This window comes from Burkholderia sp. E168m15 (assembly GCF_016586105.1).
Lineage (GTDB): Bacteria > Pseudomonadota > Gammaproteobacteria > Burkholderiales > Burkholderiaceae > Burkholderia > Burkholderia orbicola.
The window spans coordinates 68,495-85,580 of sequence record NZ_BCPO01000168.1; the positions used below are offsets into that span (position 1 = coordinate 68,495).

Genomic DNA, 17,086 nt, shown 5'->3' on the forward strand with positions numbered 1-17,086 from the left:
GTCGGCGCGCGCGCTTCACGGCGCCGGATGCGGGCGGCAGCTGCGACGCCCGCATCCCGCCGATCAGGAACCCTTGACGAGTTTGACGATCGTCAACGTGCCGTCGACTTTCTCGATCCGCACCTTGACCTTGTCGCCCGCATGCGCTTGCGCGAGCATCGCCGCATCCTTCGCCTTGAACGCCATCGTCATCGGCGGCATCCCGACGTTCTGCAGCGCGCCGTGCTTCAACGTGATCTTGCCGCTCGCGGCATCGACCTTCTTCACTTCGGCGTCGGTCAGCGCGGCGTTCGATTCCGTCGCGCCGTCCGACGACATCTTCATGCCGGACATGTCCATGTTCGACATCTCGCCGGCGGCAAGCGCCGGTACCGCGAAAGCACTCAGCGCGACGACAGCGGTTACAGCAGCGATCAATTGATTCATCTTCATCGTGATTCTCCGGTGGGAAGGGATGGCACGTTCGTGCCGGAAGGAACTGCATCGGAATGCCGCGCTCGGCTCGCGCTTCGCGCACGACGGCGCTGCAGCAGAAGCCACGCGGCGGGAATGACGAACATCGACAGCAGCGGCGCCGTGACCATGCCGCCGACCATCGGCGCGGCGATGCGCTGCATGACTTCGGAACCGGCGCCGTGGCCGATCATGATCGGCACGAGGCCGGCGAGCACGACGGCGACCGTCATCGCCTTCGGCCGCACGCGCAGCACCGCGCCTTCGCGAATCGTGTCGAGCAGCAACGCATCGGTCAGCGGTTCGCCGGCATCGAGCCGGCGCTGCAGCGCGCCCTTCAGGTACAGCAGCATCACCACGCCGAATTCGGCCGCCACGCCCGCCAGCGCGATGAACCCGACCGACGTCGCGACGGACACCGCATGGCCGAGCGCCCATACGAGCCAGAATCCGCCGACCAGCGCGAACGGCACCGTCGACATCAGCAGCAACGCGTCGGCCGCCGAATCGAACGTGACGAACAGCAGCACGAAGATCACGACGAGCGTGACGGGCACGACGGTGCGCAGCGTCGCCGCCGCGCGTTCGAGATACTCGAACTGTCCCGACCACGCGATCGAATAGCCGGGCGGCAACGCGACCTGCCGCGCGACGGCCTGCTGCATCGCACGAACCGCCGTGCTCAGGTCGACCCCGCGGAGATCGACGTACACGTAGCCGGACAGCCGTGCGTTCTCGCTGCGGATCATCGGCGGCCCGTCGGCGATCGCGACACGCGCGACGTCGCCGAGGCGAATCTGCGCGCCGCGCGCGGTGACGACCGGCAGTTGCCGCAAGTTCTCGAGCGAATCGCGGATCTCGCGTGGATAGCGGATGTTGATCGGGAAACGCTCGCGCCCGGCGATCACTTCGCCGATGTCCTCGCCGCCGATCGCCGACGACACGACCGACTGGATATCCGCCACCGACAGCCCGTAACGCGCGGCGGCGAGCCGATCGATGTCGACGTCGACGTAGCGGCCGCCGTTCAGCCGTTCCGCGAGCGCGGACGTCACGCCCGGCACGCGCTTCACGGCGGCCTCGACCTGCGTCGCGATCGCGTCGATTCCCGTCAGGTCCGGCCCGGAAATCTTCACGCCGACCGGCGTCTTGATCCCGGTGGACAGCATGTCGAGCCGGTTGCGGATCGGCGGCACCCATACGTTCGACAGGCCCGGCACCCTCACCGTCCGGTCGAGTTCGTCGACGAGCTTCTCCGGCGTCATGCCCGGCCGCCATGTGCTGCGCGGCTTGAAGCGGATCGTCGTCTCGAACATCTCGAGCGGCGCGGGGTCGGTCGCGGTATCGGCTCGGCCCGACTTGCCGAACACAGTGTCGACCTCGGGCACGGTCTTGATCAGCCGGTCGGTCTGCTGCAGCAGCTCGCTCGCCTTGTCCGCCGAGATGCCCGGCAGCGCGGTCGGCATGTACAGCAAGTCGCCTTCGTCGAGCGGCGGCATGAATTCGCCACCGAGCCGCGACAACGGCACGGCCGTCAGCACGAGCGCGACGACCGCCACGCCGATCGCGGCCCACGGGCGCCGCAACGTCGCTTCGAGCAGCGGCCGGTACAGGCGGATCAGCACGCGATTGATCGGGTTCGCGTGCTCGTGCGGAATGCGGCCGCGCACCAGATAGCCCATCAGCACCGGCACCAGCGTCACCGACAACCCGGCGGCCGCCGCGATCGTATAGGTCTTCGTGAACGCCAGCGGCGCGAACAGCTTGCCCTCCTGCCCTTCCAGCGAAAACACCGGAACGAACGACAGCGTGATGATCAGCAGCGAGAAGAACAGCGCGGGCCCGACTTCCGCGGCCGATGCCGCGACGAGCTCCCAGCGACGCGCGGCCGTGAGCGGCTCGCCCGGATGCGCGTGGTCGTACGCTTCCAGATGCTTGTGCGCGTTCTCGATCATCACGATCGCCGCGTCGATCATCGCGCCGATCGCGATCGCGATCCCCCCGAGCGACATCAGGTTGGCATTCACGCCCTGGTAGCGCATCACGATGAACGCGGCCAATACGCCGAGCGGCAGCGACAGGATCGCGACCAGCGCGCTGCGCAGATGGAACAGGAACACCGCGCAGACGACACCGACGATGACGAATTCCTCGATCAGCTTGTCCGTCAGGTTGTCGACCGCGCGCGCGATCAGTTGCGATCGGTCGTAGGTCGTGACGATCTCGACGCCGGCAGGCAGCGAACGCTTGAGGTCGGCGAGCTTCGCCTTCACCGCGTCGATCGTCGTCAGCGCGTTCTTGCCCGAGCGCATCACGACGACACCGCCCGTCACTTCGCCCTGCCCGTTCAGTTCCGCGATACCGCGCCGCATCGCCGGGCCGACCTGGATGCGTGCGACGTCGCCGAGCAGGACCGGCGTGCCGGTGTCGTCGGTGCGCAGCACGACGTGACGGAAATCGTCGAGCGTGCGCAGGTAGCCGGACGACCGCACCATGTACTCCGACTCGGCCAGCTCGACGACCGAGCCGCCGGATGCCTGGTTGGCCTTGCCGAGCGCCTCCGCGACCGCCGCCTGCGTGATGCCGTATGCGCGCAGCTTGTCCGGGTCCAGCACGACCTGGTACTGGCGCACCATGCCGCCGATGCTCGCGACTTCGGAGACGTCCGGCACGGCCTTCAGTTCGAACTTCAGGAACCAGTCGTTGAGCGCGCGCAACTGGCCGAGATCGTGACGGCCGGTGCGATCGACGAGCGCGTACTCGTATACCCAGCCGACGCCGGTCGCATCGGGCCCAAGCGACACGGTCGCGCCCGCCGGCAGGCGGCTCTGCACCTGGCTCAGGTATTCGAGCACGCGCGAGCGCGCCCAGTACTGATCGGTGCGGTCGTCGAACAGCACGTAGACGAACGCGTCGCCGAACGACGAGTAAGCGCGCACGGTTTTCGCGCCGGGCACGCCGAGCAGCGTCGTCGTCAGCGGATAGGTCACCTGATCCTCGACGACCTGCGGCGCCTTGCCCGGATACGACGCCTTCACGATCACCTGCGTGTCCGACAGGTCGGGCAATGCGTCGAGCGGTGTCTGCCGCAGCGAATGCACGCCCCATGCCGCGAGCAGCACGGTGGCCAGCAGCACCAGAAACCGATGATGGACGGACCAGTGAATGAGGCGCGCGATCATCGCTCACCTCCCTGCGGCTCGACCTTCGTCAGCCGGTAGCCGTCGTCGGCCTGCGTGAACGCGAAACGCACGGTCTGCCCCGGCTTCACGTCCGGAAACGCGTGCGCCGACGGCTTGCCGAACGCCATCGTCATCGCGCCCCAGCCGAGCGCCGGCACCGGCTGATGCGAGAACGTGATGTCGTCGGCCGTGACGTTCTCCACCTTGCCGGTGGTTTCGTAGACCGGCGCGCTTGCCGTCGCGGACGATGCGGCCGAGCTTGCGCCTGCCGCCCGCTCCAGCCGCGGCAGCACGCTTTTCAGGCTGGCTTCCGAATCGATCAGGAACTGCCCCGATGCGACAACCGTATCGCCTTCGTTCAGCCCGCCGAGCACTTCCGTGTCGCCGCCGACGTCGTTGCCGACCGTCACCGACACCGGCTGGAGCCGGCCGTCGCCGAGCTTCGCGATGACGATCGTGCGCTGGCCGGTCGCGATCACGGCCTCGGACGGCACGAGCAGGCGCGACACCGTCTCCTTCGCGGCGACCCGCACGCGCATCAGCATGCCGGGCGTGAGCTTCAGCGATGCGTTGTCGATCTCCACACGCGCCTGCAGCGTGCGGCTGCCCGTGCTGATGCCGGGCAGCACTTCGCGGATGCGGCCGCTGAAATGCCGGGCCGGATCGCCCGCGAACGTCGCGTCGACCGACATTCCCGGCTGCACGTTCAAAGCGAGCGCTTCCGGCACCTCGACGACCAGCCACAGCGTCGCCAGCCCGGCGATCTTCGCGAGCGTCTGGCCGGGCGCGACCATCGCGCCGTCGCGCACGTTCAACTCGCTGACGACGCCCGTCTCCGGCGCGCTCAGCACGACGTGCGTCTGCGCGCGGCCGGTACGATCGAGATTCGCGATCATCCCGTCCGGAATCGACAGCGCGCGCATTCGTGCGCGCGCCGCATCGAGCAGGTTGCCGTCCATGCCGCCGCGCTTCAGCGCGAGATATTCCTCCTGCGGCGCGAGCCAGTCGGGCACGAACAACGATGCGACCGGCGCGCCCTTCGCGATGCGCTGCATCGGCGCGCGTGCATACAAATGGTCGATGTAGCCCGTGACGCGCGACTGCACGACCTCCACGCGCGCTTCGTCGAACTGCGTGGTGCCCACCGCGTCGAAGCCGGCCGCCGTCTGCTGCCGACGCACGGTCGCATAGCGGATGCCGAGGTTCTGCTGCAGGCCCGGATCGATCCGGATGCCTGCCGCGGCACCGCCTTCGTCCGCATAGACCGGCTGCAACTGCATGTCCATGAACGGCGATTTGCCCGGTTTGTCGAAGTGCTGGTTCGGCACCATCGGGTCGTGCCAGTACAGCACCTTGCGTGCGGCCTGCTGAGCCGGCATACCCGACGGCGCAGCGGCGGGCACTGAGGCCGTCGCCGCGCCGTTCGTCGCACGGCGAACGCCCGCGAAATAGCCTGCGCCGACGAGCACCGCGCCGGCGGACGCGATCAACACCGCACGCATCAGTGATTGCCTTGTCATGAGCATCTCCTTCACTGCGCGGCGGCCATCGCCGACGGCACGACCTGATATTCGAGCTGTGCCCAGGTCTGCGACACGTCGCGCCTGAGGTCGAGCACCTGTAATTGCGCTTCGAGTTGCGCACGCCGCGCGGCGAACGTGTCGGCGAGCGACCCCGTGCCGGCCCGGTACGCCGCCGTCGCGAGTTGCACGCGCTGGTCGGCGGCCGGCAATAGCGCGGCGCCGAGGTTCGCGATGCGTTCGCGGCCGCTCGCCAGCGTGTCCGATTGCGTGCGGATGTCGGCCTGTACCTGGCGCAGCGTGTCCTCGTACATCAGGCGCGCCTTCGTCGCGAGCGCCGCCTTTTCGGCGACGTCGCGATTCTGTCGATTCTTGCGATTGAGCGGCAGCGGGATCGAGACGCCGACCGACACCATGTTCGAATACGCGCCGCCGCGCTGCTGGTACGCGATTTCCCACGTCCAGTTGGGGCTGCGCTCGCTGTTCGCGACCGCGGCGTCGGCTTCGGCCACTGCGATATCGTCCGCGGCGGCGACGAGCGCCGGCTGCGACAGGCGCAGTTCGTCCGGCGGCAACGACGATACGAAGGATTCGGGCGCGGGCGGCGTACCGGCCACGTCCGTCACGGGCACCGCCGTCCAGCGGGCCAGCGCGATGAGCGCGGTGCGATACGCCTGCTGTGCCTTGAGCACCTGGTCCTGCGTCTGCGCGAGCATCGCGCGGGCCTGCACGACGTCGCCCGCGCTCGCCTTCGCGCCGCGATACGACGCCTGCGTCGCGTCGAGTTCATGGTTCATGTGACCGAGCAGCGCCTGCTGAAGCGCGAGCGCCTGCTTCGCATAGACGGCATCGAGCCACGCCGTCGCGGTCTGCCGGCGCACGGCCGCGAGTTGCACGAGATAGCCGGCGCGCTCGCGGCCGACCTGTTCGTCGGCCAGCGCGGTACGCAGCCGCCGCTTGTCGCCGGACACCCATTCCTGCTCGATGCCGATGCGGCGCATCGTCATGAAGTCCTGACCGACGGTGAAGCGCTGCCCGCCGTTGACCGGCAGGTTGTCGATGCCGGCCTTGAGCATCGGGTCCGGCAACTGGCCGGCCTTGACGGCCGCTTCGGAACGCGCGAGCACGGAAGCCTGCGCGGCCTGCATCGACGCGGAACGATCGGTGGCGGACTGCAGCGCGGCGTCCAGCGTCAGCGACGACGGCTGCGCGTGAACGGCGCCCGCCACCAGCAGCGCGGCCCACGGTACGGGCGCGCGCCGACCTGCACGCGGCATGCGCAGCGTGCGGAAAACGAATGACATGGTGTAACCCCAAATCGGAATCCAAAGGGATTCCACGTCCTGCGCGCAGGACGAACCTCACCGCGTGCGCGGCGAACCGGTCAAATCGGGATCAGCTGATGCGTGGCGGCCGCCACAACCCGTTCGGGTCGCGAGCCGGGACGGACTGCGTGTAGTGGAAGACGATCGTGCTGGCGAATGCAGCGGGACGGCTGACGTCGGCGCGGGCGGCCGGGTGGTAGAGACTGCCGAACTGGCATTGGGCCGTCACCTTGCAGGCCATGCCCTTGGCTTTGGCCTTCGCGTGATCGGCGGATGGCGGCTGCATCGAATCGCAATCGCTCATCTCGGCGGACATGGCCATGTTCATGCCCGTGTCCGCGTCCATCGACATCGTGTGCTGCATCGGACATTCACCGGTCAGGCCGCTGGCTGCCAGCCCCGTGATGGGCAGCACCGCGCACAGCAGCAGCAGGATGAAGGTCCGAAGCAGTTTCATGGCGGCGATTATAGCGCGCACTGTTGCGGCATGGCGCGGCGCCGCTACAACGAAATGATGCGCCCTCCCCGCTGCGGCGGCCGCGCGTCATCGCAACAGGTTGTCCGCCGCCAGCGCCGCCTGCACGGCCGGCCGCTCCCGCACCCGCTCGTACCACGCACGCAGATGCGCATGCCGGCTGAGGTCGATATCCGCGTTGTATACCGAGCGCATCCAGTCGGCCTTGCCCCAGCCGGTCAGCGCGAACAGGTACGCATCGGCGACGGTGAACGTGTCGCCGGTCAGGAACGTCCTGCCGTCGAGCTGGCGGTCGATCCATGCGAAGCGGCTGTCGAGCTTCTGCCGCACGGGTTCGACGTACCTCCCCGCCTGCACCGCATACAGCAGCGGGATGAAGCCCTTGTGGATCTCGGTGCCGAGAAAGTTCAGCCATTCCATCAGCCGGTAGCGCGCGAGCGTGCCGTAAGCGGGTGCGAGCGCGGCCTCCGGGCGCTGGTCCGCGAGATACTGCGCGATCACCGGCCCTTCGCGCAGTATCGTGCCGTCGTCGAGTTCGAGCAGCGGCACGTAGCCGAGTTCGTTCACGTCGTAGTAATCGCGGCCGCCGTCGACGACATGCTTGCGCGCGTCGACCTTGACGATCTCGGCGTCGATATCGCCTTCGCGCAGCACGATGCAGATCGCCTGCGAACAGCTGCCGGGAGCGTGATAGAGCTTCATATGGTTCCTTCGTGGGTTGTCCATGTATCGATTCGCCGCGACGCGGGCGCTAATATCTCGCATCGGCACACGGCTGAGAAGACGGCAGTCGTTTGTGCCGTAGTCACAAAAAATTAACCGACCAGGATTCGGCGCGATGAAAACGAGTGCGACAGGATGTTCCGTTGAAGAAGCGATGCGCCTGCTCGGCGGCCGCTGGCGGCTGCTGCTGGTGTCGTATCTGCTCGACGGGCCGCGCCGCTTCAGCGACCTGCGGCGCGACATGCCGGGCATCTCGCAGCGCATGCTGACGCTCGACCTGCGCGCGCTGGAAGACGCGGGGCTCGTGCGGCGCACCGTCTATCCGGAAGTGCCGGTGCGCGTCGAGTACGATCTCACCGCGGACGGCGACCGGCTGCGGCCGGTGGTCGACGTGATGCGCGAATTCGGGCTGTGGCTGAAGGCGCGCGACGCGCACGTCGACGCAATGCCCGACACCGCGGCTGCGATCGAAACGACGATGCACGCTCATAAATAACCCTTCAGCAGGAATCGATGCTCATGGAACTGCACGCTACCGTCGGCGCGGCCACGTCCGACCTCGACGACGACGAAAGCTTCGCCAATATCTACTGTCACGATGCGGAGCAGGACTATTGCTTCGCGCTGTCGCGCTTTCCGGACGATGCGCTGATCGAAGTGATGGTGCGCGACCAGCTCAACGTGCGCGTCAAGGATCTGTCGGTGCAACTGACCGACGATACGATCGACGTCGAGATCGAACCGGGCGTCGCCGCGCGGCTCGACGGCCAGACGCGTTACGTGATCCATCTCGCGCCCGGTCAGTACGATCCGGGCACGCTGCGCGCCGCGTTGAAGGAAATCTTCGTCGGCAAGAGCGGCTATCGCGACGACAGCACGCGGGGCTGACCGGTCGCCTGCTTGCTCTCCTTCGTGACGACGCCGGTCCGCGCCGGTCGGCACGTTCCCATATATTGAACGGCACACGTCCCATTAATGGGGATACCTGCCCAAATGTTGACGCACGCCGCGCCACGGCTCTAACGTTCGCCCCAACGCCATTCGATTCGGCCGCCTCGTTCGCGAGCGCCGGCCGGGGCATAGAACACAGGAGACGACCGTGGGCCCATCCGCGTCACGCACCCATGCCAACCCGCCGCAGCGGCCATCCGCGCACACCGGTACCTCATCCGAATCAGCTACCCGCGCGGCCGCCGCCGCGGCCCCGGCCACGCCGCCGAGCCGCAAGCGGCTGCTGATCCTCGCGCTACTGTTCGTCACGGTCGTGATCAACTATCTCGACCGCAGCAACCTGTCGATCGCGGCGCCCGAACTGTTCAAGGAACTGAACATCGATCCGGTCCACGCCGGCCTCGTGTTCTCCGCGTTCGGCTGGACCTATGCGCTGATGCAGATTCCGGGCGGCTGGCTCGTCGACAAGGTGTCGCCGCGCGTGCTGTATGCGGGTGCGCTCGCACTGTGGTCGGCCGCGACGCTGCTGCTCGGCTTCGCCGGTTCGTTCGTCGGACTGATCGTGCTGCGCCTCGCGGTCGGCGCGCTCGAAGCGCCGGCCTATCCGATCAACAACCGCGCGGTGACGACCTGGTTCCCGACCCGCGAGCGGGCGAGCGCGATCGGCGGCTACACGTCGGGGCAGTTCGTCGGCCTTGCGTTCCTCACGCCGGTGCTCGCGTGGCTGCAGGTGCATCTCGGCTGGCACATGGTGTTCGTCGCGACCGGCCTCGCCGGCATCGCGTGGGCCGCGGTCTGGTATGCGGTGTATCGCGAGCCGCGTGCGTTACGCGGCGTCAATGCGGCCGAAATCGCGCTGATCCGCGACGGCGGCGGGCTCGTCGATCTCGAGGACCGCATCGCGGCGCGCAGCGACCGCGCACCATCGACGTGGCGCGATCTCGGCGTCGTGCTCGGCCGGCGCAAGCTGTGGGGCATCTACCTCGGCCAGTTCGCGCTGAACTCGACGCTGTGGTTCTTCCTCACGTGGTTCCCGACCTACCTCGTCAAGTATCGCGGGATGGACTTCATCAAGTCGGGCTTCCTCGCGTCGCTGCCGTTCCTCGCCGCGTTCGTCGGCGTGCTGTGCTCGGGTGTGCTGTCGGACTGGCTGATGCGGCGCGGCGCATCGCAGGGCTTCGCGCGCAAGCTGCCGATCATCTCGGGCCTGCTGATCTCGACCTGCATCATCGGCGCGAACTACGTGAGCTCCACCGGCTGGGTGATCGCGTTCATGACGATCGCGTTCTTCGGCAACGGCTTCGCATCGATCACGTGGTCGCTCGTGTCGGGGCTCGCACCCGCGCGACTGCTCGGCCTCACGGGCGGCGTGTTCAACCTGGTCGGTAACCTGTCCGCGATCGCGACGCCGATCGTGATCGGGCTGCTGGTCGACGGCGCGGACTTCTCGCGCGCGATCACCTACATCGCCGCAATGGCGCTCGCGGGCAGCCTGTCGTACGGGCTGCTCGTCGGCAAGGTCGAGCGCATCGACGCGTAAGCGCTGCAAGGGCGGCGCACCTGCGCCGTCCGGCCTGACCGCTGCCCCGGCCGACGCGACACACCGCCGATGCGGCCGACTCCGGAAACGCGCCCGACCCGCCCCCGCCTTCCCGACAGCCGTCGATTCAGTTGCCGCGCCTGCCTTCGGCCGCGCGCCGATCGCTTTCGTCCCCCCGAAGTCGAGCCCCTTCGATTCGCCCAGGCGCGTGCCCTGCGGCACGATGCGCCTGATCAGGTCGGTCATCGGAATCGCTTGTCGCTCGATTGAAAAAGACGGGGACGCAGTGACTCGTTTACACTGCCCCGGTATGCCCTCTTCGGGATGACACGCGACGTTTTACGAGGCGAACGGATCGGCAGGTCGCCTGCCTGTATTCCCTCCCGACTCCCTCCCGATCACGAGCCGAACAGATGCTTTTTTCGTATCAACGAAACGCGCGTCATGGGCGGAACAGGCCTTGGGAATCGCATGCTGCTCAACGTGAACGCCATCCACCGCGACAACGATCGCATCAACATATCGTTCAAGGCATTGGGCGAGCTGATCGAGACGGTCGGCACGCCGCACTTCGTGCCGCGCCTCACGCAACTGCTGAACGAGGTCGTGCCGCTCGACGTCGCGCACGTCGAACGCTCGCGCGTCGACACGACGATGCCCACCGGCTACCGTTGCGAATGGATCGGCAGCAGCGGCATCGGCACCGCGTCCACCGACATCTCCGACGTGATGACGCTCTACTACGAGCGCTTTCTCGACAGCGACCCGCTGTTCGCGGGGCTGCGCGGCAAGACCGGCACGATGCTCGTCGTGCGCGACATCGCGGCGATCCCGCCCGGCGAATTCCGCCAGCGGCTGTTCGACGACGTGCATATCGGCCACGAATGCGTGCTCGCACGGGGCACGCGCTATTCGCAGCATTCGATCGCCCTGGAGCGCGGCCGTGACCGGCCGCCGTTCACGCTCGCCGAGATGAACCGCTTCCGCAGCATCAGCGACATGCTGTTTCCGCTGCTCGAACTCCATGCGTCGACCACCGCCGCACGGCGCATCGCGCATGCGACGCCCGACGTCCATCCGCTCGCGCAGTTCGATGCGCGGCTCGCGGCCGACGGCGTGAAGCTGTCGAAGCGCGAATACGAAACCTGCAAGCACCTGCTCTCCGGCAAGACCGTGCCGGAAACCGCCGACATTCTCGGCGTGCGCGTCGCGTCGGCCGAGTCGTACGTGAAACGTGCATTCGCGAAGCTCGGCGTGCGCACGAAGCGCGAACTCGCCGCATGGGGTTCGGCCACCGCCGTGCTCCCCGCCGCCGGATCGTATGACGACGGCGCACCGCCGGCCATCCCGCGCTGACCTGAGCCGCTGCGTCTGCGTCCCGGCGCAGCGAACGAAGCAACGACGAGGACGCGATGCGGCGCGCATTCATCGCACCGACGATCGCATCACGGATACCATCACATCATCGCGCCATCGCGCCGAAGACAGGACACCGACCTATGGACCGAGCCGAACACATCAGCATCGAACCGGCGCTCGCGCTTGCCGCCGACGAACTGGACGGACGCGATTTCTCGTTCGACATCGCGTGGGAATTGAATGCGCCGTATCAGGACTTGCTCGATCTTCGCGCGCTACCGGCGCGGCGCAAGGACTACGGCTTCGATCCTGCCGGCTGGGCACGCGACGCATCGGGCCGCACGGCGCTGTTTCGCGCGACGGCCGGCGAACGGCTCGCGGGATTCGTCGCGATCGAGGAAAGCTGGAACGGCATGGCCGAGATCGCGGAACTGGCCGTCGACCGCCACTGCCGGCGCCAGGGTATCGGGAAATTCCTGCTGGCAGCCGCGGAAGCGTGGGCGCGCAGCCACGGGTTCGGCTTCATGCGGCTCGAAACGCAGGCGAACAACGTCGCGGCCTGCTCGACGTATGCGCGTGCGGGCTTCGTGCTCGGCGGTCACGACCGCTTCCTGTACGCCGATGGCGAGAACGCCGGAGAAGTCGCGCTGTTCTGGTACAAGGATCTGCGCGACGGGCAGACCGCGCGAAGCCGCACGGTCGACCCGGCATCGGTGCAGCCGATGCGTTGATGCACGGCTGATCGTCACGTCAATGCAGTGTGATTGCCCCGTTACTTGCGCGTCGCCACGATGAACAGGCGCGGAAACGGCAACAGCACCGTACCGTCGTCCTGCACCGGATAACCGTTCGGGCCGGCCAGCGCGTCGCGATAGCGCGCGAGAAACGCGCGCTGTTCGGACGCGTCGAGCGCCGCGAGGAACGGCCGCAGTGCGCTGCCCTTGAACCATTCGACGACCGCGTCCGCGCCGCCGCGCAGCGGGTGGTAATAGGTCGTGCGCCACACGTCCACACGCGAACCCAGCGGCGCCAGCAGCGCATGGTAATAGCGCGCATCGAATCGCTCGGTGCGCGCCGCGCCTTTCAGCTTGTCGGCCCACGGCCCGCCTGCGGCGACTTCGCGCATCAGCCGGTGCGCGGGTTCGTCGAGATTGTCGGGCATCTGCACCGCGAGATGGCCGCCTCGCGCGAGCCGGCCGACGAGCCTCGGGAACAGCGTGTCGTGCGCAGGCACCCATTGCAGCACCGCATTCGACAGGATCAGGTCATAGCCTCCCGGATCGTCCCAGGTGGTGACATCGGCAAGGTCGAAACGCAACGCCGGCAGGCGCTTGCGCGCGGCCTCGATCATGTCCGCCGACGCATCGATCCCGTGGATCGTCGCGTCCGGCGCGCGCGCGATCAGCGCTTCCGTCGAATTGCCCGGCCCGCAGCCGATATCGATCGCGGTATGGATCGGCGTGTTCGGCACGGCGGCCAGCAGATCGCGCACCGGGCGCGTGCGTTCGTCCTCGAACTGCACGTACTGGTTCGCGTATTGATCGAGCGGGGTCGTCATGATAGTTCTCCTGGTCGGCATGAGCAGCCGCCGCGCATCCGGGCACCGGATGCAACGGGCCGTCGATTCAGCGCATTCTGCGACTGCCGCCGACCTTCAGTAAAATGAATTTAATATCGTGATTGATTCAAAATTCTGATGAAGATCGATACGCTCGGTGTCCAGGCTTTCGTCGCGATCGCCGACGGCGGCAGCTTCAGGCAGGCAGCCGATACGCTGCACGTCACGCAGACGGCGATCACGCAGCGGCTGCGCAAGCTCGAAGCGTATCTCGGCGTCGCGCTGGTCGAGCGCACGACGCGCCGTACCACGCTGACCGAGATCGGCCGGCGTTTCCTGCCGCAGGCGCGCCGGCTGCTGAACGAACTGTCCGATGCGCTGACCGAAATCCGCGAGACGGGCCTGAGCCAGCGCGGCGACGTCACGATCGCGTGCGTGCCGACGGTCGGCGTGCAGTACCTGCCGCGCATCCTGCGCGCGTTCTCCACGCACCGGCCGCATGATCGCGTGAAGATTCTCGATCACGCGTCGGCGTCGGTGTTGCAGGCCGTGCTGCGCCGCGAGGCGGAATTCGGCATCAGCATCGCTGGCGACCAGCACCCGGAACTGGTCAGCGTGCCGCTCACGCACGACCCTTACGTACTCGTGTGCCGCGACGATCACCCGCTCGCGAAGCGGCGGCGCATCCGCTGGGCGGCGCTGCAGCCGCATCCGCTGATCTTCGCCGGCGAAGTGAGCGGCAATCGCGGGCTGCTCGATGGCGCGTTGAAGACGAGCGGCGTATCGCTGCATTCGTTCTACGAGGTGCAGCGCAGTTCGACCGCGCTCGGGCTCGTCGCGGAAGGGCTCGGCGCGGCCGTCGTGCCGAAGCTCGCGATCCAGAAGAATGCGTATCCGATGATCCGCACGATCGAGCTCGTCGAGCCGTCGGTGTCGCGCACGCTCGTGCTCGTCATGCGGAGGAACGCGCAACTGTCGCCCGCCGCGCGGGCGCTGTGCGACATGATCGTCGAGCGGGCGACGCCCGGGCGGTGATCCATGAGCCTTCCGGCGCTACCAGCTTGTCACGAGATGTCAGGAAACCGCCCGTTGCCGCTCAAAGCACCTTGACCATAAATACGCGCGCGGCGCCTGCCGGCTCGCACGGCACTTCGCCGAATGTCTCGTAACCGTGCTTCCGGTAGAAGTCCGGCGCCTGGAACGAGATCGTGTACAGCACCGCACGCGCACAACCGCGCCGCTTCGCTTCCGCTTCGGCCTCGCGCAGCAGCCGGCTGCCGAAGCCGTCGCCGCGCAGCGATTCGGGCAGATAGAACAGATCGATGAAGAACACGCCGAGCGACGTGCGGCCGGCGAGGCCGCCCAGTACGTCGCCGGTCGCGGGATCGGTCACGTAGACGTCGAGCGCGGCCGTATCGGCGCGCCCCGTCATCGCATGGTTGAATTCGCCGAGCTTGCGGCTGATGAAGTCTCGGGCGGCCGGTTGCTCGGTGTCGGTCAGTTGAAGGGTGACGTCGGGATGGGCTGTCATCGAAGCGAACGCGTGCGTGAATAGACCGCCGGGCGGGCGGCGCCCGCGGCGGGTATGACACGACTATAGCGCGTCGTCATGCGCCGTGACGACGCGCGATGATCGCTCGATATCGCGCGACGCCGTGACGCCACGACGCGCCGCCGGCGTCAGAACGGCTTGGTCGGCAGGTACTTGCCGTCGAGCGTGATCACCGCACGCGAACCGCCTTCCGGATCGTCGACCTTCTTCACGTCGAGCCGGAAATTGATCGCGCTGATGATGCCGTCGCCGAACTTCTCGTGCACGAGCGCCTTCAGCGTCGTGCCGTACACCTGCAGCATTTCGTAGAAGCGATAGATGGTCGGGTCGGTCGGCACGCGATCGTCGATGCTGCCGCGCAGCGGGATCATTTGCAGCAGCAGCACCGCGTCGTCGTCGAGGCCGAGCTTGTCGGCGACGACGCGCGCCGCGTCGGCCGGCAGCGCATGTTGCCCGAGCAGCGCGGCCGTGACGAACGCTTCGCTCAGGCCCGTGCCTTCGGTGAGCTGCGCGAACGACAGGTTCTTGCGCGCCTTCGCGAGGACGACGGTTTCCGCCAGCGCGTGGCGCGCCGTCTGACTGTGCTGGGACTGGATCATGGTAATGCCTCGTAGTGGAGTGGGAGCGATTCAGGCCGCGACGGGGAATGTCGCGGGGGTTGCACGGACGCCGGGATGGTCCGCAAGGGGAACGAACCGGCCGCTCGCGCCGTCGTAGGCGTCGATGCAGCCCGATTCGATGTCGTAGACCCAGCCGTGCAGCGCGAGACGCCCTTCCTCGAGCGCGAGCCGCACGGCGGGATGCGTCTTCAGGTTGGCCAGTTGCGCGACGACGTTCTCGCGCACCATCGAGTCGATCCGTTCGCGCTCGCTGCGATGCATGCGCGCCTCGTTCACGACCCGTGCCGAATCGGCATAGCGCAGCCAGTGGCCGACGGCCGGCATGTGGTCCATGCACTGGCAGGTCGCAATCGCGGTCATCGCGCCGCAATCGGAATGCCCGCAGATCACGACGTCGGTCACGCGCAGCGCGGCGACCGCATATTCGACCGACGCCGACACGCCGCCCGGCTCCGGGCCGTACGACGGCACGATGTTGCCCGCGTTGCGGACCACGAACAGGTCGCCCGGCTCGCGCTGGGTGACGAGCTCCGGCACGAGCCGGCTATCCGAGCACGAGATGAACAGCGCCCGCGGATTCTGGCTACGTGCGAGATCACGGAACAGCGCGTCGCGCGCCGGATAGGCGTCGCGCTGGAACTTCAGGAAGCCCTCGATGATGTCCGTCATCGCGTGTTCTCCGGTGCGGGTGGAATCGATGAAGGGCAGGTTACGCCCGACTTCCGATAACGTAAAAGACTGATTTTTGACGTCCTCCTACGCCTAAAGGCAGAGGATTCCCACACCTGGCGATGCACGTCCGCATCGGAGAATGTTCAGCGCAGCGTTGATATCTCGATCATGCACGACACCACATCTACTGCAGGCCCACTCTCTTACTCGCAGCCCCGCGATACCTTTCGGCCGCGTCGTGCTGTCTTGCGATCCGCACGCCGAACAGGACTGGGTAGAACCACTTTCGTCCACCTCCTCGAACGTGGCCCCGTGCGCGATCGCTTTGTAGCGGAGCTTGTTTCGGAAGGACGACCAGGATGCGTCGTAGACGCTCTTCGCCATCCTGGTTCTGGCGAGTTTTGCGGCCGACACGTTGCCGACCGCGATGTAATCGAACCGCCGCACCAGATCGAGCGCGAGCTTGTGCTGGAAGTCGGCGCGGGCATTGGCGATCTTCGCGTGCAGCTTCGCGATATGCCGCTTGTGCTTTCGCGCTCGCTGCGCTTTCGCCAGCTTTTCCGCCGCTCGTCGGCCGAACCGGTCATTGGGCAACTTCTCGCCGGTCGAAAGTGTGGCGAAGTCTTTCAAGCCGAGATCGATGCCGACACCGGAACGAATCGGGCGGGCCTGCACATCGGGCATCTCGATCACGATATTGAGAAACCAATTACCACGCGCGTCCTGCGCGAAGTTGCTCCTGTCCTTGATCTTGCCTTCGGGAAGCGGTCGACTGTTGAACACGCGGAAGGTGTTGCCGGCAAAGCGAAACGCTTCGCCTTCGCGCTTCAGGTCTCGGCCCTTCAGCGGCACCCAACCGAGCGATTTCCTGCCGCGATAGCGCAGATAAGGGCGTCGACGCTGGCTGCGCGACTTCGCATATTGCTCGCACGTCGCGTTAACCGTGCCGGAGTGAATACCGAGTTCCTTGCTGCTGCCGGTCGTCAGCACGTTCAGGTCGAATCCTGTAGGCCACTTCTTGCCCCACTTGAGCGCGTGCTTCTGCGTGTCGTTGCAGAAGTTCCAGACGTAGTTCACCGCGCGGCCCTGCTTGTTAAGCAGTCCGTTGAGCGATTTCACCCGGTAGCGGTAGACAAGGATCATGCCGGTAATCCTA

At 67.0% G+C, this 17,086-nt stretch carries 17 protein-coding genes; 6 read left to right on the forward strand and 11 right to left on the reverse strand.

Translation table 11 applies throughout. The features are described from left to right. Window positions 1-63: 63 nt before the first annotated feature. The 6 genes from JMF86_RS25565 to gstA all read right to left on the reverse strand — a co-directional run bounded on the left by JMF86_RS25565 (window position 64) and on the right by gstA (window position 7,657). Entirely contained in the window at window positions 64-432 is a 369-nt protein-coding gene (locus tag JMF86_RS25565; protein WP_011548396.1) for a copper-binding protein, read from the reverse strand. Beyond that, a complete protein-coding gene (locus JMF86_RS25570; protein ID WP_011548397.1) occupies window positions 429-3,635 on the reverse strand; it encodes an efflux RND transporter permease subunit in 3,207 nt (1,068 codons plus the stop codon). Before JMF86_RS25570 ends, JMF86_RS25565 begins: the two co-directional genes overlap by 4 nt. Then, the gene (locus JMF86_RS25575; protein ID WP_011548398.1) at window positions 3,632-5,155 is read right to left on the reverse strand and encodes an efflux RND transporter periplasmic adaptor subunit; all 1,524 of its coding nucleotides are present in this window, start codon (window positions 5,153-5,155) and stop codon (window positions 3,632-3,634) included. Before JMF86_RS25575 ends, JMF86_RS25570 begins: the two co-directional genes overlap by 4 nt. 11 nt (window positions 5,156-5,166) lie before the next feature. Next, window positions 5,167-6,459: a TolC family protein gene (locus tag JMF86_RS25580; protein ID WP_011548399.1), complete on the reverse strand. Its 1,293-nt coding sequence runs from the start codon at window positions 6,457-6,459 to the stop codon at window positions 5,167-5,169. A gap of 91 nt (window positions 6,460-6,550) precedes the next feature. Beyond that, the gene (locus JMF86_RS25585) at window positions 6,551-6,937 is read right to left on the reverse strand and encodes a hypothetical protein (protein WP_011548400.1); all 387 of its coding nucleotides are present in this window, start codon (window positions 6,935-6,937) and stop codon (window positions 6,551-6,553) included. A gap of 87 nt (window positions 6,938-7,024) precedes the next feature. After that, window positions 7,025-7,657 (reverse strand): glutathione transferase GstA, encoded by a 633-nt coding sequence (gstA, locus tag JMF86_RS25590; RefSeq protein ID WP_011694476.1) that lies wholly within the window; start codon window positions 7,655-7,657, stop codon window positions 7,025-7,027. Between the two features lie 136 nt (window positions 7,658-7,793). On the opposite strand from gstA, the gene JMF86_RS25595 reads away from it, so the two are divergent. From JMF86_RS25595 to JMF86_RS25615, 5 genes are all read left to right on the forward strand, one after another. Beyond that, window positions 7,794-8,174 (forward strand): helix-turn-helix domain-containing protein, encoded by a 381-nt coding sequence (locus JMF86_RS25595; RefSeq protein WP_011548402.1) that lies wholly within the window; start codon window positions 7,794-7,796, stop codon window positions 8,172-8,174. Window positions 8,175-8,191: 17 nt separating this feature from the next. After that, complete coding sequence (locus JMF86_RS25600; protein WP_011548403.1) at window positions 8,192-8,566, forward strand: hypothetical protein; 375 nt, start codon at window positions 8,192-8,194, stop codon at window positions 8,564-8,566. Window positions 8,567-8,777: 211 nt separating this feature from the next. After that, window positions 8,778-10,169: an MFS transporter gene (locus JMF86_RS25605; protein WP_011548404.1), complete on the forward strand. Its 1,392-nt coding sequence runs from the start codon at window positions 8,778-8,780 to the stop codon at window positions 10,167-10,169. A 471-nt stretch (window positions 10,170-10,640) separates the two neighbouring features. Then, window positions 10,641-11,525: a helix-turn-helix transcriptional regulator gene (locus JMF86_RS25610; RefSeq protein ID WP_011694475.1), complete on the forward strand. Its 885-nt coding sequence runs from the start codon at window positions 10,641-10,643 to the stop codon at window positions 11,523-11,525. 143 nt (window positions 11,526-11,668) lie between these two features. Continuing rightward, a complete protein-coding gene (locus tag JMF86_RS25615) occupies window positions 11,669-12,259 on the forward strand; it encodes a GNAT family N-acetyltransferase (protein WP_012338829.1) in 591 nt (196 codons plus the stop codon). Window positions 12,260-12,300: 41 nt separating this feature from the next. Here JMF86_RS25615 and tam read toward each other — a convergent pair whose 3' ends face one another. After that, a complete protein-coding gene (tam, locus tag JMF86_RS25620; RefSeq protein ID WP_012338830.1) occupies window positions 12,301-13,086 on the reverse strand; it encodes a trans-aconitate 2-methyltransferase in 786 nt (261 codons plus the stop codon). 138 nt (window positions 13,087-13,224) lie between these two features. Here tam and JMF86_RS25625 point away from each other — a divergent pair, with 138 nt between their 5' ends. After that, window positions 13,225-14,121: a LysR family transcriptional regulator gene (locus tag JMF86_RS25625; protein ID WP_006479871.1), complete on the forward strand. Its 897-nt coding sequence runs from the start codon at window positions 13,225-13,227 to the stop codon at window positions 14,119-14,121. Window positions 14,122-14,182: 61 nt separating this feature from the next. On the opposite strand, the gene JMF86_RS25630 is transcribed toward JMF86_RS25625, so the two are convergent. From JMF86_RS25630 to JMF86_RS25645, 4 genes are all read right to left on the reverse strand, one after another. Next, window positions 14,183-14,617: a GNAT family N-acetyltransferase gene (locus tag JMF86_RS25630; RefSeq protein WP_011548408.1), complete on the reverse strand. Its 435-nt coding sequence runs from the start codon at window positions 14,615-14,617 to the stop codon at window positions 14,183-14,185. A gap of 149 nt (window positions 14,618-14,766) precedes the next feature. Then, complete coding sequence (cynS, locus tag JMF86_RS25635; RefSeq protein WP_011548409.1) at window positions 14,767-15,237, reverse strand: cyanase; 471 nt, start codon at window positions 15,235-15,237, stop codon at window positions 14,767-14,769. A gap of 30 nt (window positions 15,238-15,267) precedes the next feature. Continuing rightward, on the reverse strand, window positions 15,268-15,927 hold the full coding sequence (locus JMF86_RS25640) for a carbonic anhydrase (RefSeq protein WP_011548410.1): 660 nt from the start codon (window positions 15,925-15,927) through the stop codon (window positions 15,268-15,270). A 93-nt stretch (window positions 15,928-16,020) separates the two neighbouring features. Beyond that, complete coding sequence (locus tag JMF86_RS25645) at window positions 16,021-17,073, reverse strand: RNA-guided endonuclease TnpB family protein (RefSeq protein ID WP_011548411.1); 1,053 nt, start codon at window positions 17,071-17,073, stop codon at window positions 16,021-16,023. Between the last annotated feature and the right edge of the window lie 13 nt (window positions 17,074-17,086).